Here is an 18,289-nt window from a genome sequence, read left to right on the forward strand (position 1 = left end):
CACTTGCCGGCGGCCTCCGCCGCCGCTCTAATGGGCGGCACCCCGGCCGAGGCAGAGGCACGCATGGAGTTCCTGGTCGCCCGCCAGCCCATCTACGACGCCGATCTGCGCGTCCGCGCCTACGAGCTCCTCTACCGGCGCGGGCCCACCGCGGCGGCCGAGGTGGAGGACGGCGACGCCGCCACCGGCACCGTGCTCGCCGGCCTGCTCATGGAGGTGGGCCTCGAGCGGCTGGCGGGGACGCTGCCCGCCTTCGTCAACGTCACCCCGCGCTTCGTCGTCGGCGGCGGGCCTGTGCCGCTGCCGCCGGGGCGGGTGGTGCTGGAGGTGCTGGAGACGGTGGACCCCACGGCGGAGGTCCTCGCAGGGCTCGAGACCCTGCGCCGGGCGGGCCACCGCATCGCCCTCGACGACTACGTGCTGGAGCCGGAGCGGGCACCGCTCCTGCGACTCGCCGACATCGTCAAGGTGGACGTCCTCGCCCTCGACGCCGCGCGGGTCGCCGAATCGGCGCGCGCGCTGCGGCCCCTGGGCGTTGAGCTGCTGGCCGAGAAGGTGGAGGACCGCGAGACCTTCGAGCGCTGCCGCGCGCTGGGCTTCGAGCTCTTCCAGGGCTACTTCTTCGCCCGCCCGGACCTCATGCGCAGCCGCCGGGCGCCTGCGGCGCGCACCGCCCTCATGCGGCTCATCGCCCGCCTGCAGGATCCGGAGGCGGGCTTCGACGAACTCGCCGGGATCGTCCGCAGCGACGTCACCCTCGGCTACCGGCTGCTGCGCTACATCAACTCGGCCTTCTTCGGCCTGCGCGTCGAGGTGGACAGCATCGAGCGGGCGATGATCTACCTGGGCGAGCGCAACCTGCGCGGCTGGGCCACGGTGCTCGCGCTCGCCAGCGTCGACGACAAGCCGTCGGAGCTGCTCACCACCTCCCTGGTGCGGGCACGGATGACCGAGCGGCTCGCCTCCCGGGCCGACCTCGAGCCCCAGGCGGCCTTCACCGCCGGCCTCCTCTCCACCGTGGATGCCTACCTCGACCAGCCCATGGAGGCGGTGGTGGAGGCGCTGCCGCTCACCGCCGAGCTGCGCGCCGCGCTTGCCCGCCACGAGGGGCCGCTGGGGACGCTGCTTGCCGGCGTGCTCGCCTACGAGCGCGGCGACTGGGCGCGGGCCCGCACCCTGCTGCCGGAGACCGCGGCGGAGATCTACGTGGAGGCCCTGGACTGGGCCGACCGCGTCCGCGCGGGGCTCCTGGGGGCGGCCTGACCGCCCCTTGCCGCGCCTCCGTCAGGGGATAGAATGCGCGGCGCGGGCGGGGCCGGAACCCGGGCCCGTCCGCCGCGGTCACAACACCCGGCCGCCGCCCGAGGGCGGCCGCATCGCACCCGGCCCGCCGGGCCGGACCCGCCGAGGGGAACCCGAGCCATGAGCGACGACACCCTGATCCGGGTCGAGGGGCTGACGCGCTGGTACGGCGAGCGGCTCGCGGTCGACGGCGTCGGCTTCGAGCTGCGCCGCGGCCAGGTGCTCGGCTTCCTCGGGCCCAACGGCGCCGGCAAGTCCACCACCATGCAGATGATCACGGGCAACCTCGCCCCGAGCGCCGGCCGCGTGGAGATCTCCGGCATCGACCTCCTGGAGCGGCCGCGCGAGGCCAAGGCGCGCCTGGGCTACCTGCCCGAGACGCCGCCCCTCTACCGCGAGCTCACGGTGGACGAGTATCTCACCCACTGCGCGCGCCTGCGGCGCCTGCCGCGGCGGCGGATCCGCGAGGCGGTGGCACGGGCCAGGGAGCGCTGCGGTCTGGCCGACGTCGGCCGCCGCCTCATCGGCAATCTCTCCAAGGGCTACCGCCAGCGCGTCGGCATCGCCCAGGCCATCCTCCACGAGCCGGACGTGGTCATCCTGGACGAGCCCACGGTGGGCCTCGATCCGATCCAGATCATCGAGATCCGCCGGCTCATCGGCGAGCTCGGCCGCGACCACAGCGTCATCCTCTCCACCCACATCCTCGCCGAGGTGCAGAGCATCTGCACCCACGTGCAGATCATCCGCGACGGGCGCCTGGTCTACGCCGCGGCGATGGCGGAGCTCGGCGAGCGCGCCGCCGCCCGCACCCTGCGCGTGCGCCTGCGCCGGCCGCCGGCGGAGCAGGAGCTTGCCGCCCTTCCGGGGGTGGCCTCGGTGGAGCCTCTCGGCCCGGACCGCCTGCGGCTGGTGTTCGCCGACGGCGCCGCCGAGACCGCGGCCGAGGCCCTCGTCGAGCGCGCCGCGGCGGGCGGCTGGGGCCTCGTGGAGCTGGTCCCCGAGCGCAAGAGCCTGGAGGAGGTCTTCGTGGAGCTGACCACCGGCGATGCGGCCGAGCCGGGGAGGGCGGCGGCATGACGGTGTGGGCCATCGCGCGGCGCGAGCTGCGCTCGCTCTTCCTCTCGCCCATGGCGTGGGCGATCCTGGCGGTGCTCCAGTTCCTCCTCGCCTGGATGTTCCTCGCCCAGGTGGAGACCTTCCTCCTCCTGCAGCCGCAGCTCATGACGATGGAGGGGGCGCCGGGGGTGACCGACGTGGTGGTGGCGCCGCTGCTCGGCAACGCCGCGGTGGTGCTGCTGCTGGTCACGCCCCTCATCACCATGCGGCTGGTGGCGGAGGAGCGCCGCGCCGGCACCCTGACCCTGCTCTACTCGGCCCCGGTCTCCATGACCGAGATCGCGCTCGGCAAGTACTTGGGCGTGATCCTGTTCCTGCTCTGCGCCGTGGGCCTCGTCGCCCTCATGCCGCTGGCGCTTCTCGCCGGCGGCGCCCTGGACGGCGGCAAGGTGGCGGCCGGGCTGCTCGGGCTCGCCCTGCTGCTTGCCGCCTTCGCCGCCGTCGGACTCTACATGTCCTCGCTCACGGCCCAGCCCGTGGTGGCCGCGGTCAGCACCTTCGGCGTCCTGCTCCTGCTCTGGATCGCCGACTGGGCGCGCAACGTGCGCCCGGAGGTGGACACGGTGCTCGGCTACCTCTCGCTGGTGCGCCACTACGAGAACCTGCTGAAGGGGCTCGTGGACACCGGCGACCTCGCCTACTACGGGCTGCTGGTGGTGACCTTCCTCGCCCTCACCGTGCGGCGCCTCGACGGCGACCGCTTCGTCCGCTGACGGAGGCCGCGGCATGGAGGTGAACCGTCGCACCCGCGCCACGCTGCGCATCCAGGGCCTGCTCTTCGTCGCGCTGCTGCTGGGCGCGGTGGGCCTCGCCGCCTACCTCACCCACCAGCACCGGGTCCAGTGGGACTGGACCGCGGGCGGGCGCAACACCCTCTCGGAGGCGAGCCGCACGCTCCTGGCGCGGCTCGAGGGGCCGGTGGAGATTACCGCCTACGTGCGGCCCAACGAGGCCCTGCGCACCCGCATCCGCGACCTCGTGGACCGCTACCGGCGGGCGCGCGAGGACGTCTCGCTGCGCTTCGTCAACCCCGACACCGCCCCGGCCGAGGTCCGCAGCCTCAACATCACCGTCGACGGCGAGCTCCTGGTGCGCTACCAGGGCCGCAGCGAGCACGTCCGCCAGCTCACCGAGGAGGCCCTCACCAACGCCCTGCAGCGGCTCGCCCGCGGCGGCGAGCGCTGGGTGGTCTTCCTCACCGGCCACGGCGAGCGCGACCCCCTCGGCGAGCGCAACTTCGACCTCGGCACCTTCTCGCGCGAGCTCGAGGGCAAGGGCGTACGGCTGCGCACGCTCAACCTCGCCCGCGACCCGCGGATCCCCGACAACACCACCCTGCTCGTCATCGCCGGGCCGCAGCGCGACTACCTGCCGGGCGAGGTGGAGGTGGTGCGCCGCTGGGTCCGCGAGGGCGGCAACCTCCTCTGGCTCCTGGAGCCCGACGGCCTGCACGGCCTCGACGCCCTCGCCCGGGACCTGGGCCTTGCCACCGTCCCCGGCCACGTCGTCGACCCCACCGGGCAGATGGTGGGCATCGCCCAGCCCGACTTCATCCTCGTCCCCGAGTATCCCTTCCACCCCGTGACCGAGGGCTTCACCGACCTCACCCTCTTCCCCCAGCCGGTGGCGCTGCGCCACGAGGCCCCGGAGGGCTGGGAGGGGCAGCCGCTGCTGCGCACCCTCGCCCGGGCCTGGGCCGAGTCGGGCCCCCTGGAAGGGGTCGTGACCCTGGACCCCGCCGAGGGCGACGAGCCGGGGCCGCTGACCCTGGCGGTGACCCTCACGCGGCCGCGTCCGCAGCCCGAAGCGAAGGCCGGCGACGAGGCGCCGGCGGAACCGCCGGCGCCCCGGCAGCGCGTCGCCGTGGTGGGCGACGGCGACTTCCTCGCCAACGCCTTCGTCGGCAACGGCGGCAACCTCGCCTTCGGCGCGAGCCTGTTCAACTGGCTGCTGCACGACGACGCCCTGATCCGGATCCCGCCCAAGACCGCCCCCGACACGCAGCTTGCGCTCTCGCGGCAGGCGCTCTCGCTCATGGGCGTCGGCTTCCTCGTAGGGCTGCCGCTCCTCCTCGCGGGCGGCGGGACCCTCGTCTGGTGGCGGCGGCGCAGGGCCTGACTCCGATGCGCGGGCGCTGGCTTCTCAACCTCGCGCTGCTCGCCCTGGTCGCGGTCCTCGCCGCCCTCGCGTGGTGGCCGCAGCGCCGGGGCGCGGAGCCGCCCGCCCCGCCGCTCGCCGCCGTCCAGCGGGACGCGGTGCGGCGGATCGAGATCGTGCGCGGCGACGACACGCTGCTCGTGGAGCGGGACGAGGGCGGGCGCTGGTGGCTTGCCGGCACGCCGCGGCTGCCCGCCGACGGGGCCAAGGTGGAGAGCGTGCTCGGGCTTGCCGCGACGCCCAGCGAGCAGCGCTACCCGGTGGCCGACCTCGATCTCACGCAGTTCGGCCTCGACCCGCCGCGGGTCACGCTGCGCCTGGGAGAGGCCGAGCTCGCCCTCGGCGATGCCGAGCCCATCAGCGGACGGCGCTACATCCGCGTCGGCGACACCCTGCACCTCGTCTCCACGGGCGTCTTCGCCACCCTCACCGCCGGGCGCGACGCCTGGATCAGCCCCCAGCTCGTCCCCGAGGGCGCCGAGCTCGAGGCGGTGCGCCTGCCCGACGGCGTCACCGTCCGCCGCACCGACGGCGGCTGGGCCCGGGAGCCGCAGGCGGAGGGGGTCGGGGAGGCGGCCCTCGCCGACTTCGCCGACGGCTGGCGCCTTGCGCGCGCCTTCGAGGCCGGCATGGACGCGGACCCGCCGCCCGCAGGAGAGGTGGTGACCCTCGTCCTCGAAGGCCTCGGCGAGCGCCGTTTCGTCATCGTCCAGCGCGAGCCCGAGCTCGTCCTGCGCCGCCTCGACCTGCCCGTGCGCTACCGTTTCACCCGCTTCACCGCCGAGCGGCTCCTCGCCCCGCCCAAGGGCGAGGCGGCCGGCGGGAAGGCGTCGGAGGGGCGGGAAAGCGGCTGAGCCGGCTGCGCACCTCCCGTCGGGGGTATGGCCGCGGCGCCGCGCCGCCGGGGAGACTTCCCCCGGGATCACCCCGGGGGAGAAGCCGCCATGCAGCGCACCGCCCTCGCCCTCGCCGCCGCCCTCGCCGCCGCGCCGGCGGGCGCCGCCGAGGGCCTCGTCCAGTACAGCATGCTCCGCCCCGAGACCGCCCTGCGCATGGCCCAGGCGGCGCTGGAGAGCTGCCGCAAGGCCGGCTTCCAGGTCGCGGTGGCGGTGGTGGACCGCATGGGTGTGACCCAGGTCCTCCTGCGCGACCGCCTCGCCGGTCCGCACACCCCGGAGACCGCGCGGCGCAAGGCCTGGACCGCCGTGAGCTTCCGCACCGACACCGCGACCCTGGCCGAGGTCACCCAGGCCGGCAAGGTCCAGTCCGCGGCCCGCGACATCCCCGGGGCGCTCATGCTCGCCGGCGGGCTGCCGGTGGAGGCGGGCGGCAGCATCGTCGGCGGCATCGGCGTCTCCGGCGCCCCCGGCGGCGAGCTCGACGCCCGCTGCGCCCGCGACGGCATCGCCGCGGTGGAGGACGAGATCAACTTCTGAGCGCCGCGCCGGGTACCATGGGCGGCCATGACCCGCGCCGCCCTCGCCCTCCTGCTCGCCTGCGCCCAGGCCGCCCAGGCCGCGCCCCGCTGGACGGCGGGGGTGGGCGCCGCGGCGCTGCGGCTCCCCGACTATCCCGGCGCCCCCGATGCGCGCGACCACCTGCTGCCCTTCCCCTACCTCGCCTACCAGGGCGAGCGGCTGCGCATCGACGGCGCGCAGGCCCGCGAGCGCCTCTTCGCCGGTCCGCGCGCGCGGCTGGAGCTGAGCCTCTTCGGCAGCGTCCCGGTGCGCCGCCGTGACGACGGGCCGCGCGCCGGGATGCCGGCGCTGGACCCCCTGCTGGAGGCGGGCCCGGAGCTTCGGATCCGGCTCGATGCGGCAGGGCGCTGGCGGCTCCTCCTGCCCCTGCGCCTGGCCTGGGCCACGGACCTGCGGAGCCTGCGCCCGAAGGGCCTGACCTTCGCCCCCGCCCTGGCCCGGCGCACCCCTTGGGCGGGCGGCCGTCTCACCCTCTCCCTGGGGCTGGCCTGGCGCGACCGCCGCCGTCACGGCTACGTCTACGACGTCGACCCGCCCTTCGCCGCGCCGGCCCGGCCTGCCTTCCGCGCCCCGGGCGGCTACGGCGGCGCCCGCTTCCAGGTCGCCTGGGGCCGGCGCGGCCCGCGCTGGATCCTTGGCGCCTACCTGCGCTGGGACGACCTGCACGGGGCGGCCTTCGAGGCGAGCCCCCTGGTGCGGCGCCGCGGCCACCTCCAGGGGGGGCTCGCCGTCACCCGCATCCTCTGGCGGCGCGGCACCGCGCCGGCCGCGGAGTAGCGCCGGTGCCTGAGCTGCCCGAGGTCGAGACGACGCGGCGCGGCATCGCCCCGCACGTGGAGGGGCGGCGGCTCCTCGGCGCCGTGGTGCGCGAGGCGCGGCTGCGGCGGCCGGTGCCGCCCGATCTGCACCGGCGCATCGCCGGGGCGCGCGTGCGGGCGGTGGCGCGGCGGGCCAAGTACCTGATCCTGGAGCTGATCCGGGAGGACAGCCCTGCCGGCGCCCTGCTGATCCACCTCGGCATGTCCGGGAGCCTGCGCGTGCTCGACGCGAACGCCCCGCCCGGCCCCCACGACCACGTCGATCTGCGGCTGGAAGGGGGCCGGGCGCTGCGGCTGCGCGACCCGCGCCGCTTCGGCCTCGTCCTCTTCTGCCCGGGCGACCCGCCGGCCCACCCGCTGCTCGCGGGGCTGGGCCCCGAACCCCTCGACCCCGGCTTCGACGGCGCCGCCCTCGCCGCCGCCCTGCACGGGCGGCGCAGCGCCGTGAAGGCGGCGCTGCTGGACCAGAAGGTGGTGGCGGGCGTCGGCAACATCTACGCCTGCGAGGCCCTCTTCGAGGCCGGCATCCACCCGGCGCGACCGGCGGGGCGGATCGCCCCGGTGCGGCTCGCGCGGCTTGCCGGCGCGCTCCGTGCGGTGATGGCGGAGGCGGTGGCCGCCGGCGGCTCGACCCTGCGCGACTTCGTCGGCGGCGACGGCCGCCCCGGCTACTTCCAGCACCGCTTCCGCGTCTACGGCCGCGCGGGCGCCCCGTGCCCCCGCTGCGGCGGCGCGATCCGCCGCCGCCTCCTCGCGCAGCGGGTGACCTACTACTGCCCGCGCTGCCAGCGCTGAGCCGGCTCAGGCCGCCAGCGGCGGCGCCGCGGCGCGGTGCGCCTCGAGCAGCCGGCGGTACTCGTCGGGGTCCTTGCGCCGGGCGAGGACCCCCTCGCGGGGGAAGTGCCAGTCGTAGAGCCGCGACAGCCAGAAGCGCAGGGCGGCGAGGCGCAGCATGCGCGGCCAGGCGGCATGCTCCTCGGGGGTGAAGGGGCGGACCGCGGCGTAGGCGCCCACGAGGGCCGCCGCCCGCGTCTCGTCGAGGCCGCCGCCGGGCACGGCGCACCAGTCGTTGACGGCGATGGCCACGTCCAGCAGCAGCACGTCGCTGCAGGCGTAGTAGAAGTCGATCACGCCCGAGAGGCGTCCGTCCTCGAAGAGGACGTTGTCGCGGAAGAGGTCGGCGTGGACGATGCCGCGCGGCAGCCCCGCCGGCGGGGGCAGCGCCTGCGCCGCCACCTCCTCGGCGAGCAGCCGCGAGGCCACGGGGTCGAGGCGGGGCCGGACCTGCGCCGCCGTCGCCTCGCGCCAGGCCGCGCCGCGCGGGTTGGGGCGGTGGCGCGGGAAGTCGGCGGCGGCGGCGTGCAGCCGCGCGAGCAGTTCGCCCGCCGCGGCGCAGTGCGCCGGCCTCGGCGCTGTCACGCTGGCCCCGGGCAGGCGCTCCACCAGCACCGCCGGCCGTCCGGCGAGCCGCTGCAGGCAGGCGCCGCCGCGGTCGGCGAGGGGCCGCGGGCAGGGGATGCCCCGCGCCGCCAGGTGTCCCGTCAGGGCCACGAAGAAGGGCAGGTCCTCGCGCGGCACCGAGGACTCGAACAGGGTCAGGACGAAGCGGCCGCCCTCGGCGGTGACGAAGTAGTTGGTGTTCTCGATGCCCTCGGCGATGGGCTCGAGGGCGATGAGCGCGCCGAGGTCGTAGCGCGCGAGCAGCGCCGCCACCTCCCGCTCGCCGACCTCGGTGTAGACCGCCATCGCCTCACCAGCTCCGGATCACCCAGCCGGGCACCAGCACCTCGGGGGCGAGCTCGAAGCGGCGCGTCTCCAGCTCGCCGTCACCGTCGGTGTCGATGAGGAAGTAGGGCCGCCCCCGGCGCGGCACCACCCGCACCATGTAGAGCCTGCCGCGGATGCGGTACTCCTCCACCACGCCGCCCTCGCTCGGGCGGATGGTCACCTCGGGCCGCGGCGCCGCCGGCGCCTCCTCGGCCCCGGCGGGCAGGGGCGGGGGCGGCTCCTCGGGCCACGACGGCGGGGCGCCGAGCACCGCCCCGGCCCACGCCGCCGCCAGCCATGGCGCCCATCCTCTCAACCCGGAGCCCCCTTCCTCGACCCGGCGCCAGTTTACCAAGCCGCCGCGACGCCGTCGCCGCCGGCTTCCTATAATGGGCCTTCCCTGCCGCCGGAACGGGCCATGCGCGAGAAGCCGACCCCGCTCGTCCTCGTCGACGCCAGCTCCTATCTCTATCGCGCCTTCCACGCCCTGCCGCCGCTCGCCAACTCCCGCGGCGAGCCCACCGGCGCGATCCACGGCGTCCTCACCATGCTGCGCCGGCTCCTCGCCGACCTGCGCCCGGAGCGCATCGGCGTGGTCTTCGACGCCCCCGGCCGGACCTTCCGCGACGACCTCTTCGAGCGCTACAAGGCGCAGCGCCCGCCCATGCCCGAGGCCCTCGCCGCCCAGGTGGAGCCGCTGCTGGAGGCCATCGAGGCCATGGGGCTGCCGCTGCTGCGGGTCCCGGGGGTGGAGGCCGACGACGTCATCGGCACCCTCGCCCGGCGCGCCGCCGCCCGCGGCCTCGACACCGTGATCTCCACCGGCGACAAGGACATGGCCCAGCTCGTCGGGCCGCACGTGACGCTGGTCAACACCATGACCGGCACCGTCCTCGATGCCGCGGGCGTGGAGGCCCGCTTCGGCGTGCCGCCCGAGCGCATCGTCGACCTGCTCGCCCTCATGGGCGATGCCAGCGACAACATCCCGGGGGTGCCGCGCTGGGGCCCCAAGACCGCGGCGCGCTGGCTCCGGCACTACGGCTCGCTCGATGCGCTCCTCGCCCACGCCGACGAGATCCCGGGCAAGGCGGGCGAGAGCCTGCGCGCCCATCTGGACCAGCTCGCCCTCTCGCGCGAGCTCGCCACCATCCGCCGCGACCTCGACCTCGAGACGGATCTCGACGACTTGCGCCCTCGCCCGCCCGACCGCGGGCGGCTGCGCGCGATCTACCAGCGCCTCGAGCTCGCCCGCCTGCTGCGCGCCCTCGAGGAGGAGGAAGGCGCGCCGGGGGACGGCGCCGAGCGCGCCGAGGCGGCGCCGCGGGCCGAGGTGGAGGTGATCCTCGACGAGGCGGCGCTGGCACGCTGGCTCGAGCGGCTCGCCGCCGCCGAGCTCGTCGCCATCGACACCGAGACCACCAGCCTCGACCCCCTGGACGCGCGGATCGTGGGCCTGTCCTTCGCGGTGGACGAGACGCGCGCGGCCTACCTGCCCCTCGGTCACGACTACGCCGATGCGCCGCCGCAGCTTCCGCGCGAGGCGGTGCTGGCGCGGCTGCGGCCGATCCTGGAGGATCCGGCGCGCCCCAAGCTCGCCCACAACCTCAAGTACGACCTCGCGGTGCTGTGGGGCGCGGGAATCGAGCCCGCGGGGCTCGCCCACGACACCATGCTCCAGTCCTACGTCCTCGACGCCGCCGCCGCCCGCCACGACCTCGACACCCTGGCCCTGCGCCATCTCGGCCGGCGCACCACCCGCTACGAGGAGGTGGCGGGCAAGGGCGCGCGCGAGATCCCCTTCGGGCAGGTGCGCATCGAGGACGCCGCCCCCTACGCCGCCGAGGACGCCGAGGTGGCCCTGGCGCTGCACCGGGTGCTGTGGCCGCGGCTCGCCGCCGAGCCCGATCTGCGCCGCGTCTACGAGGAGATCGAGATGCCGCTGGTGCCGGTGCTGGCGCGCATGGAGCGCCACGGCGTGCTGGTGGATGCGGCGCTGCTGCGGGCCCAGGGCGAGGAGCTCGCCGCGCGTCTGGCCGAGCTCGAGCGCGAGGCCCACCGCCTCGCCGGCCGCCCCTTCAACCTCAACTCCCCGAAGCAGCTCCAGGAGATCCTCTTCGGCGAGCTGGGCCTGCCGGTGCGGCGCCGCACCCCCAAGGGCCAGCCCTCCACCGCCGAGGAGGCGCTGCAGGAGCTCGCCCTCGACTATCCGCTGCCGCGCGTCATCCTCGAGCACCGGGCCCTCGCCAAGCTCAAGGGCACCTACATCGACCGCCTGCCCGAGCGCATCCACCCCCGCACCGGGCGCGTCCACACCTCCTACCACCAGGCCGGCACCGCCACCGGCCGCCTCGCCTCCGCCGACCCCAACCTCCAGAACATCCCCGTGCGCACCCCCGAAGGGCGGCGCATCCGCCAGGCCTTCATCGCCCCGCCCGGGCACCTGCTGCTGTCGGCCGACTACTCGCAGATCGAGCTGCGGATCATGGCCCACCTCTCCGGCGACGAGGGCCTGCTGCGCGCCTTCGCCGAGGGACGCGACATCCACCAGGCCACCGCGGCGGAGGTCTTCGGGGTGGCCCCCGAGGCGGTCACGCCGGCGCAGCGCCGCGCCGCCAAGGCCATCAACTTCGGCCTCATCTACGGCATGTCGGCCTTCGGCCTCGCGCGCCAGCTGGGCATCCCGCGGGAGGAGGCCCAGGCCTACATCGACCGCTACTTCGCGCGCTACCGCGGGGTGGCCGCGTTCATGGAGCGCACCCGCGAGCAGGCCCGCCGCGACGGCTATGTCACCACCCTCTTCGGCCGCCGCCTCCATCTGCCGGAGCTGCGCGCGGCGAGCGCCGCCCGCCGCGCCGCCGCCGAGCGCGCCGCCATCAACGCCCCCATGCAGGGCACCGCCGCCGACCTCATCAAGCGCGCCATGATCGCCATCGACCGCTGGCTGCGCGAGACCGGCTCGGGGGCTCACCTGATCCTGCAGGTCCACGACGAGCTGGTGCTGGAGGTGCCGGAGGCGGAGGTGGAGCGCGTGCGCGAGGCGGTGGTGCGCTGCATGCGCGAGGCGGGACGGCTGCGCGTGCCCCTGGTGGTGGAGACCGGCGTCGGGCGCAACTGGGACGAGGCCCACTGAGCCGCCGCGGGAGAAAACTTTTTCCGCCCGCGCGGGTCTATAAAGACGAGTGTCGGTGCCCGATGCTCACCCGCTATCCCTCCCTTGGCGGGTCGTTCGCCCGGTCTCCCCAGCCGGGCGGTCCTGGGACCCCGGCGTTTTCCCCCCCTTTTGGCCGGGGTCCTTTTTTGCGCGCGTGCCGAGCTCGAGCCAGGCCGCCACCACGTCGCGCAGCTCCCCCACGCCGGTGCCGTCCACCACCGAGAGCAGCTGCACCGAGGCTGCATCGGCCAGCTCGCGCCGTACCCGCGCCAGGGCGGCCGCCGCCGGGCCGCGGCGCAGCTTGTCGGCCTTGGTCAGGGCCACGTGCACGGCGAGCCCCGCCTCGGCGCACCAGCCGAGGAGCAGGCGGTCGCTCTCGCGCAGGGGATGGCGCACGTCGCTGAGCAGCACCAGCCCGCGCAGGCTCCGCCGCCGCTGGAGATAGGCGCCGATGGCGGCCTCCCAGCGGCGGCGCAGGGCGAGGGGCGCCCGCGCAAACCCGTAGCCCGGGAGATCCACCAGCCGCCGCCCCGGATCGCCCACCGCGAAGAAGTGCAGGATCTGGGTCCGCCCCGGCGTCTTCGACGTGCGCGCAAGGCCCCGCACCGCCGCCAGGGCGTTGATGGCCGAGCTCTTGCCGGCGTTGGAGCGGCCGGCGAAGGCCACCTCCGCGCCCTCGTCCGCGGGCAGGTCGCGCAGCGCCAGGGCGCCGCCCAGGTAGCGCACCCCCGCAAGGCGCGGATCCGCCTCGATGCCGCCCATGACCGCGCAAAACCTCCCTCGGCACAAAAACTTATTGCCGGATAAAGCGCGCGCGCCGGCCTTGACCCCCCATCGGCCTGCTGGTATACAGTCCGGGCCTTTTTTCCGTGATCCGGGGGGCCCGGCGCGCGCCGCCGGACAAGCATCCGTCAACGACGAGGAGGGAGCAAGATGAGGAAGCTCGCCATCGGTCTCGCCGCCGCCGCCGCCCTCGGCGCCGGCGCCGCCCACGCCGCCAGCGGCGAGGAGATCTACAAGCAGGTCTGCTTCGCCTGCCACGCCACCGGCGCCGCCGGCGCGCCCAAGGTCGGCGACAAGGCCGCCTGGGCCCCGCGCATCGCCCAGGGCATGGACACGCTGGTGCAGCGCGCCATGAACGGCTTCAACGCGATGCCGCCCAAGGGGACCTGCGGCCAGTGCTCGGAGGCGGACATCCGCGCCGTGGTGGAGTACATGGTGAGCCAGTCCAAGTGACCGGCGCCGGGGGAGGGATCGAGACCATGTGGCGCGTAGCGAGCCTGGTGCTGCTCACGATGGGCGTCGTGGGCCTGACCCACGCCGCCGGGGACCCGGAGGCGGGCAAGGCCAAGACGCAGCTCTGCGCGGGCTGCCACGGCGCCGACGGCAACAGCGTCAACCCGCTGTGGCCGAACCTCGCGGGCCAGCATCCGAAGTACCTCGAGGCGCAGCTTCGCGCCTTCAAGTCCGGGGCGCGGAAGGACCCCACCATGAGCCCCATGGCGGCCACGGTCCAGGACGGGGACATCCCGGACATCGCCGCCTACTTCGCCGCCCAGACGGTCAAGGCGTCCGCCGTCACCGCCTCCGAGGAGGTGCTGGCGGAGGGCCGCAAGATCTATCTGGGCGGCATCGCGGAGACCCGCACCGCGGCCTGCGCCGGCTGCCACGGCCCCCGGGGCCAGGGCAACGGCCCGGCCGGGTTCCCGGCCCTCGCGGGCCAGAAGGCCCAGTACGTGGCCAAGCAGCTCAAGGACTTCCGCGCCGGGACACGGGCCACCGACCCCAACGGCATGATGCGCGACGTGGCGAAGCGGATGACCGACGCCGAGATCGCGGCGGTCGCCGCCTACATCGCCTCGCTGCGCTGACGGCCGATCCCCCACCGAGCCTGCGGAGGGCGGCCCGTGCGGCCGCCCTTCCGCTTCCGGCCCTTGCACGGCACGCCGACGCCCGATACCTTCCGGACTCGTCACCACGCTTGCCATGAACCACGGAGCCAGGCCATGACCATCCGGCGCATCCTTTCCGCGCTCGTCCTCGTCCTCGGCCTCGCCCGCGCGGCCGGCGCCGCCGAGTACGAGCCCCTCGCGCAGCCCCTGCCCACCGCCGACCCCGCCAAGGTGGAGGTGGTGGAGGTCTTCTGGTACGGCTGCCCCCACTGCTACCGGCTGCTGCCGTACATGGAGCGCTGGCTGCGCCACAAGCCCGACTACGTGCTCTACCGCCGCCTGCCCGGGATCCTCCGCCCGGAGTGGGCCCTGCACGCGCGCGCCTACTACACGGCGGAGATCCTCGGCGTCGCCGACGAGCTGCACCGCCCCCTCTTCGACGCCATCCACGCCGAGCGCCGCCCCCTGGACACCGAGCAGGCGCTGGAGGACTTCTTCGCCGAGCACGGGGTGGACCGCGAGGCCTTCCGCCGCACCTTCCGCTCCTTCGCGGTGGAGACCCGGGTGCGCCAGGCGCGGGCGCTGATGCAGCGCTACGGGGTCCAGGGCACCCCCACCGTGATCGTCAACGGCAAGTACCGCACCGACGGCAGCATGGCGGGGAGCTACGCCGACCTCGTGCGCGTGGTGCAGCAGCTGGTGGAGCGGGAGGCCGAGGCGCTGCGCCGCTGAGGGCGGGCCACGGGTGCCGGCAGCGGCGGCCGCCATGCGCCTGCGCCTGCTCAGCTACAACATCCAGACCGGGATCAGCACCCGCGCCTATCACGAGTACCTGACCAAGGGCTGGCGCCACGTCCTGCCCTCGGCACGGCGCCAGGCCAACCTCGACCGCATCGCCCAGGTGGTGGCGGCCTACGACGTCGTCGGCCTGCAGGAGGTGGACGGCGGCAGCCTGCGCTCGGGCTACATCAACCAGGTGGAGTACCTCGCCCTGCGCGCCGGCTTCCCCTGGTGGCACAGCCAGATCAACCGCAACCTCGGGCGCCTGGCCCAGCACGCCAACGGCCTGCTCAGCCGCCTGCGGCCCACCGAGATCCGCGAGCACCGCCTCCCCGGCCGCATCCCGGGGCGCGGCGCGCTGTTCGTGCGCTACGGCGACGACCCGCCGCTGGTGCTGCTGATCCTCCACCTCGCCCTCGGCGCCCGCGCGCGCAGGGCCCAGCTCGCCTACGTCGCGGAGCTCGCGGGCCGCTACCCCCACGTCGTCCTCATGGGGGACATGAACTGCCGCGCGAGCCCCCTCGACGAGACCGACGCCTTCGCCGGCACCGGCCTGCAGGAGCCGCCCGGGCTCGGGCCCACCTTTCCGAGCTGGGCACCGCGACGGTGCATCGACCGCCTCCTCGTCTCGCCGAGCCTGCGCGTGCACCGTCTCGAGGTCCTGCCCTGCACCTGCTCCGACCACCTCCCGGTGGCCGCCGAGATCGACCTGCCGCCGGACCTCGCCGCCTCGGTGGCCGCCTGTCGCGTGGATCTCGCCGCGACCTGAGCCGCCGCGGCGGCTATCCTCTCCGGGAAGGGAGGCCGCCATGGAAGACGACTGGAAGCGCCGCTACCTCGACCTCGTGCGCGAGAGCGAGGAGGAGCTCAAGGCGCTGGAGCGCGCCCAGCACCTGCTGCACCGGGTGGCGGCGCGGCTGGCCCTCGTCGCCGAGGGCGTCTACCCGGACGTCGATCCGCTGCTCGCCGACCTGCGCCGGGCCCTGCGCGACGAGGACGCGGCCGCGGTGGACCGCGCCCTCCACGAGCTCGAGGCCCTGCTGCGCTCGCGCGACCTCGGCGAGCCTCCCGTGAGCGCGGCGGAGTTCGCCGCCGCGCTCCTCGACGCCCTGCGCGCCCACGGCGGTACCGAGCCGCCGGAGGCGCTGGCGCAGCTCGCCGAGGGGCGCCTGCGCCGGCGCGAGCTCGCCGCCCTCGCCCGCGCCCTCGCCGAGGCCGCAACCCGCCGCGCCGCCGCACCGCAGGCCGCCCCGGCCCCGAGTGCGGAGCGGCTGCGCACCGCGCTGCTGGGCCTGGTGGCGCGCCTCGAGGGGTGCGAGCCGGTGGCGGTGCAGGGGCAGGGGCTTGCGCGGCGCATCGAGGAGGCGGAAGGCGACGGGGCGCTGGCGGTGTTGCTCGAGGAGGCGGCCGACCTCGTCGGCGCCGCCATCGACGCCCTGCGCCACGCCCGCGACGACGTCGCCCGGCTCCTCGCCGGCGTCGACGAGCGCCTCGCCGAGCTGGCCGAGGCCGCCGAAGGCGTGCGCACGCTGGATGCCGAGCGCCGCGAGGCGGCGGAGAGCCTCGAGGCCGCGGTGCACCGGGAGACCGCCGGGCTGCGCGCCGAGGCCGCCGCGGCCACCGACCTCGAGGCCCTGCGCCGCTCCATCGAGACCCGTCTCACCGCCATCGAGCGGCACCTGCGCGAGCACGGGGCCCGGGAGCGGGCGCGGGAAGAGCGGGCCGAGGGCCTGGTGCGGCGCCTGCTCGCCCGCCTGCGCGAGGCCGAGGGCGAGATCCGCGGCCTGCGCGAGCGCCTCGGCGACACCGAGCGGGCCCTCGGGGTCGACCCCCTGACCGGGATCGCCAACCGGCGGGCCTGGGAGGCGCGCCTCGGCGAGGAGGTCGAGCGCTGGCGCCGCTACCGCACGCCGCTGGCCCTGGCGGTGGCCGACGTCGACCGCTTCAAGGCCATCAACGACGGCTTCGGCCACCGCGCCGGCGACAAGGTCCTGCGCACCCTGGCCCAGTACCTGCGGCGGCGGCTGCGCCGCAGCGACTTCGTCGCCCGCTACGGGGGCGAGGAGTTCGCCATCCTGCTGCCGCAGACGGATCTGGAGGCGGCACGGCGGCTCGCCGAGGCGCTGCGCGAGGCGGTGGCCGCCCTCGGATTCCACTACCGCGAGCGCCCGGTGCCGGTGACGGTGTCCATCGGCGTGACCGAGCTGCGCGAGGGCGACGATGCGGAAAGCGCCTTCGAGCGCGCCGACCGCGCCCTCTACGAGGCCAAGCGGGCCGGGCGCAACCGGGTCGTCGCGGCGTGAACGCGCACCCGCCCTACTTCGCCTACGGCTCCAACCTGCATCCGCCGCGGCTGCGGGCGCGGCTGGGTGCGGTGCCGGTGCTCGCCGCCGCCGAGCTGCCGGGGCATCGGCTCCGCCTCGACAAGCGCGGCGGCGACGGCTCGGGCAAGGCGCGGCCGGCCCCCGACCCCGCCGGCCGCGTCCACGGCCTCCTCTATCGCGTGGCGGCACCCGGCCTGGACCGCCTTGACGCCATCGAGGGGCCGGGCTACCGGCGGGTGCGGGTGCGCGTACGCACCCTCGCGGGGGAATGGATCGTCGCCTGGACCTACCTCGCCCGCCAGGGCTGGTGCGACCCCGCCCTGCGCCCCTTCGACTGGTACCGCGATCTCGTCCTCGCCGGGGCACGGGCGGCCGCGGCCCCCGCCGCCTATCTGGCCGCGCTGGCCGCCCTGCCGGTGCGCGCCGATCCCGACCGCGCCCGCGCCGCGCGTCACCGCGCCCTCGCGGGCCTGCGCTGAGGCGTCCCGCCTCAGCCCCCCTGGCGGGCGAAGGCCAGCCCCTTCTCGATGTTGGCCTCGAGGGTGGGGAGCATGGCCTCGTAGAGCTCGCGCTCGAGGGCGCTGAGCTCGCCGTAGGGCAGGATCTCCTCCACACCGCCGCGGCCGAGGCGGACCGGGGTGGCGAAGAACTCGGTGGGCATCCCGTCCACCTGGACGTAGCTGCACATCACCGACTCCTCCCCCTCGAGCCCGCGCAGCACCGCAAGCGTGAAGCGCAGCGCCGCCTCGGCCATGGAGAGGGTGGCGGAGCCGGCGCCGGCCTTGGCCTCCACCACCTCGGTGCCCGCGTTCTGGATCCGCGCGGTGAGGGCGCGCGCCTCCTCGTCGCTGAAGGACACCCCGGGGATCTGCGACAGCAGCGGCAGGATGGTGTTGCCGCTGTGGCCGCCGATGACGCGCACGTCGAGGTCGCGCGGGTCCAGGCCCTTGGCCTCGGCGACGAAGGTGTTGGCGCGGATGACGTCGAGGGTGGTGACGCCGAAGACCTTGCGCCGGTCGTAGACCCCGGCCTGGCGCAGGGTCTCGGCGGCGATGGGCACGGTGGAGTTGACCGGGTTGGTGATGATCAGCCAGCAGACCTGCGGGCAGGCCTCGGCGCCGGCGCGGGCGAGATCGCGCACGATCCCGGCGTTGACGTTGAAGAGGTCGTCCCGGGTCATGCCCGGCTTGCGCGGCACCCCCGCCGGGACGACGACGATGTCGGCGCCCGAGAGCGCCTCGCCGAGGGCGTCCTTGCCGTGGCCGGTGACCTTCACCGGCGTGGGGATGTGGCTGAGGTCGGCGGCGACCCCGGGCACCACCGGGTTGACGTCGTAGAGGGCCAGCTCCGAGCCGGCCGGGAGCTGGTTCTTGAGCAGCAGCGAGAGCGGCTGGCCGATCCCGCCCGCCGCGCCGAGCACCGCGATCTTCATGGGTCGTCTCCCCCTCGGTTGGAGTCCTTCGCCCCCGCCGGGCGACGCCCGGATTCTACGGAAGGGGGG

Annotated in this window: 19 protein-coding genes; 15 read left to right on the forward strand and 4 right to left on the reverse strand. The window is 75.6% G+C overall.

Going from position 1 to position 18,289, the window contains the following annotated elements:
• Positions 1-63: 63 nt before the first annotated feature.
• The 8 genes from EDC57_RS00820 to mutM all read left to right on the forward strand — a co-directional run bounded on the left by EDC57_RS00820 (position 64) and on the right by mutM (position 7,669).
• The gene (locus EDC57_RS00820) at positions 64-1,263 is read left to right on the forward strand and encodes an EAL and HDOD domain-containing protein (RefSeq protein WP_170164998.1); all 1,200 of its coding nucleotides are present in this window, start codon (positions 64-66) and stop codon (positions 1,261-1,263) included.
• A 159-nt stretch (positions 1,264-1,422) separates the two neighbouring features.
• Positions 1,423-2,382, forward strand: a complete 960-nt coding sequence (locus EDC57_RS00825; RefSeq protein WP_123399305.1) for an ATP-binding cassette domain-containing protein — start codon at positions 1,423-1,425, stop codon at positions 2,380-2,382.
• Positions 2,379-3,134 (forward strand): ABC transporter permease subunit, encoded by a 756-nt coding sequence (locus tag EDC57_RS00830; protein WP_123399307.1) that lies wholly within the window; start codon positions 2,379-2,381, stop codon positions 3,132-3,134. The genes EDC57_RS00825 and EDC57_RS00830 overlap by 4 nt, the downstream gene beginning before the upstream one ends.
• A gap of 13 nt (positions 3,135-3,147) precedes the next feature.
• On the forward strand, positions 3,148-4,539 hold the full coding sequence (locus EDC57_RS00835; RefSeq protein WP_123399309.1) for a GldG family protein: 1,392 nt from the start codon (positions 3,148-3,150) through the stop codon (positions 4,537-4,539).
• The gene (locus EDC57_RS00840; RefSeq protein WP_123399311.1) at positions 4,518-5,432 is read left to right on the forward strand and encodes a DUF4340 domain-containing protein; all 915 of its coding nucleotides are present in this window, start codon (positions 4,518-4,520) and stop codon (positions 5,430-5,432) included. Before EDC57_RS00835 ends, EDC57_RS00840 begins: the two co-directional genes overlap by 22 nt.
• A gap of 90 nt (positions 5,433-5,522) precedes the next feature.
• Positions 5,523-6,014 (forward strand): GlcG/HbpS family heme-binding protein, encoded by a 492-nt coding sequence (locus tag EDC57_RS00845; protein WP_123399313.1) that lies wholly within the window; start codon positions 5,523-5,525, stop codon positions 6,012-6,014.
• Positions 6,015-6,041: 27 nt separating this feature from the next.
• On the forward strand, positions 6,042-6,833 hold the full coding sequence (locus EDC57_RS00850) for a MipA/OmpV family protein (protein ID WP_123399315.1): 792 nt from the start codon (positions 6,042-6,044) through the stop codon (positions 6,831-6,833).
• 5 nt (positions 6,834-6,838) lie between these two features.
• Complete coding sequence (gene mutM / locus EDC57_RS00855) at positions 6,839-7,669, forward strand: bifunctional DNA-formamidopyrimidine glycosylase/DNA-(apurinic or apyrimidinic site) lyase (protein ID WP_123399317.1); 831 nt, start codon at positions 6,839-6,841, stop codon at positions 7,667-7,669.
• Between the two features lie 6 nt (positions 7,670-7,675).
• Here the strand turns inward: mutM and EDC57_RS00860 are convergent, their stop codons facing one another.
• Both EDC57_RS00860 and EDC57_RS12710 read right to left on the reverse strand, forming a co-directional pair.
• On the reverse strand, positions 7,676-8,620 hold the full coding sequence (locus EDC57_RS00860) for a homoserine kinase (RefSeq protein WP_123399319.1): 945 nt from the start codon (positions 8,618-8,620) through the stop codon (positions 7,676-7,678).
• A 4-nt stretch (positions 8,621-8,624) separates the two neighbouring features.
• Positions 8,625-8,957: a DUF2782 domain-containing protein gene (locus EDC57_RS12710; protein ID WP_170164999.1), complete on the reverse strand. Its 333-nt coding sequence runs from the start codon at positions 8,955-8,957 to the stop codon at positions 8,625-8,627.
• 102 nt (positions 8,958-9,059) lie between these two features.
• On the opposite strand from EDC57_RS12710, the gene polA reads away from it, so the two are divergent.
• Positions 9,060-11,771, forward strand: a complete 2,712-nt coding sequence (gene polA / locus EDC57_RS00870; RefSeq protein ID WP_123399321.1) for a DNA polymerase I — start codon at positions 9,060-9,062, stop codon at positions 11,769-11,771.
• Between the two features lie 66 nt (positions 11,772-11,837).
• Here the strand turns inward: polA and yihA are convergent, their stop codons facing one another.
• Positions 11,838-12,554, reverse strand: coding sequence for a ribosome biogenesis GTP-binding protein YihA/YsxC (gene yihA, locus EDC57_RS00875; RefSeq protein ID WP_123399323.1), 717 nt, complete (start codon positions 12,552-12,554; stop codon positions 11,838-11,840).
• Positions 12,555-12,725: 171 nt separating this feature from the next.
• On the opposite strand from yihA, the gene EDC57_RS00880 reads away from it, so the two are divergent.
• The 6 genes from EDC57_RS00880 to EDC57_RS00905 all read left to right on the forward strand — a co-directional run bounded on the left by EDC57_RS00880 (position 12,726) and on the right by EDC57_RS00905 (position 17,267).
• The gene (locus EDC57_RS00880) at positions 12,726-13,028 is read left to right on the forward strand and encodes a c-type cytochrome (RefSeq protein WP_123399325.1); all 303 of its coding nucleotides are present in this window, start codon (positions 12,726-12,728) and stop codon (positions 13,026-13,028) included.
• A gap of 26 nt (positions 13,029-13,054) precedes the next feature.
• Positions 13,055-13,663 carry a c-type cytochrome gene (locus tag EDC57_RS00885; protein ID WP_123399327.1) on the forward strand — a complete coding sequence of 203 codons (609 nt, stop codon included), beginning with the start codon at positions 13,055-13,057 and terminating at the stop codon, positions 13,661-13,663.
• Positions 13,664-13,798: 135 nt separating this feature from the next.
• Positions 13,799-14,416, forward strand: coding sequence for a thiol:disulfide interchange protein DsbA/DsbL (locus EDC57_RS00890; protein WP_123399329.1), 618 nt, complete (start codon positions 13,799-13,801; stop codon positions 14,414-14,416).
• Between the two features lie 13 nt (positions 14,417-14,429).
• A complete protein-coding gene (locus EDC57_RS00895; protein ID WP_245995091.1) occupies positions 14,430-15,233 on the forward strand; it encodes an endonuclease/exonuclease/phosphatase family protein in 804 nt (267 codons plus the stop codon).
• Positions 15,234-15,273: 40 nt separating this feature from the next.
• Positions 15,274-16,767, forward strand: a complete 1,494-nt coding sequence (locus EDC57_RS00900; RefSeq protein WP_123399331.1) for a GGDEF domain-containing protein — start codon at positions 15,274-15,276, stop codon at positions 16,765-16,767.
• On the forward strand, positions 16,764-17,267 hold the full coding sequence (locus EDC57_RS00905) for a gamma-glutamylcyclotransferase family protein (RefSeq protein WP_123399333.1): 504 nt from the start codon (positions 16,764-16,766) through the stop codon (positions 17,265-17,267). Before EDC57_RS00900 ends, EDC57_RS00905 begins: the two co-directional genes overlap by 4 nt.
• An 11-nt stretch (positions 17,268-17,278) precedes the next feature.
• Here the strand turns inward: EDC57_RS00905 and mdh are convergent, their stop codons facing one another.
• On the reverse strand, positions 17,279-18,220 hold the full coding sequence (gene mdh, locus EDC57_RS00910; protein WP_123399335.1) for a malate dehydrogenase: 942 nt from the start codon (positions 18,218-18,220) through the stop codon (positions 17,279-17,281).
• Positions 18,221-18,289 lie beyond the last annotated feature (69 nt).

The organism is Inmirania thermothiophila (assembly GCF_003751635.1).
Taxonomy (GTDB): domain Bacteria; phylum Pseudomonadota; class Gammaproteobacteria; order DSM-100275; family DSM-100275; genus Inmirania; species Inmirania thermothiophila.

Bases quoted from the DNA above. Each gene is read 5' to 3' on its own strand.
- EDC57_RS00820 (WP_170164998.1), top strand. From the start codon at position 64: ATGGAGTTCCTGGTCGCCCGCCAGCCCATCTACGACGCCGATCTGCGC.
- EDC57_RS00825 (WP_123399305.1), top strand. From the start codon at position 1,423: ATGAGCGACGACACCCTGATCCGGGTCGAGGGGCTGACGCGCTGGTAC.
- EDC57_RS00830 (WP_123399307.1), top strand. From the start codon at position 2,379: ATGACGGTGTGGGCCATCGCGCGGCGCGAGCTGCGCTCGCTCTTCCTC.
- EDC57_RS00835 (WP_123399309.1), top strand. From the start codon at position 3,148: ATGGAGGTGAACCGTCGCACCCGCGCCACGCTGCGCATCCAGGGCCTG.
- EDC57_RS00845 (WP_123399313.1), top strand. From the start codon at position 5,523: ATGCAGCGCACCGCCCTCGCCCTCGCCGCCGCCCTCGCCGCCGCGCCG.
- EDC57_RS00850 (WP_123399315.1), top strand. From the start codon at position 6,042: ATGACCCGCGCCGCCCTCGCCCTCCTGCTCGCCTGCGCCCAGGCCGCC.
- EDC57_RS00860 (WP_123399319.1), bottom strand. From the start codon at position 8,620: ATGGCGGTCTACACCGAGGTCGGCGAGCGGGAGGTGGCGGCGCTGCTC.
- polA (WP_123399321.1), top strand. From the start codon at position 9,060: ATGCGCGAGAAGCCGACCCCGCTCGTCCTCGTCGACGCCAGCTCCTAT.
- yihA (WP_123399323.1), bottom strand. From the start codon at position 12,554: ATGGGCGGCATCGAGGCGGATCCGCGCCTTGCGGGGGTGCGCTACCTG.
- EDC57_RS00880 (WP_123399325.1), top strand. From the start codon at position 12,726: ATGAGGAAGCTCGCCATCGGTCTCGCCGCCGCCGCCGCCCTCGGCGCC.
- EDC57_RS00885 (WP_123399327.1), top strand. From the start codon at position 13,055: ATGTGGCGCGTAGCGAGCCTGGTGCTGCTCACGATGGGCGTCGTGGGC.
- EDC57_RS00890 (WP_123399329.1), top strand. From the start codon at position 13,799: ATGACCATCCGGCGCATCCTTTCCGCGCTCGTCCTCGTCCTCGGCCTC.
- EDC57_RS00900 (WP_123399331.1), top strand. From the start codon at position 15,274: ATGGAAGACGACTGGAAGCGCCGCTACCTCGACCTCGTGCGCGAGAGC.
- mdh (WP_123399335.1), bottom strand. From the start codon at position 18,220: ATGAAGATCGCGGTGCTCGGCGCGGCGGGCGGGATCGGCCAGCCGCTC.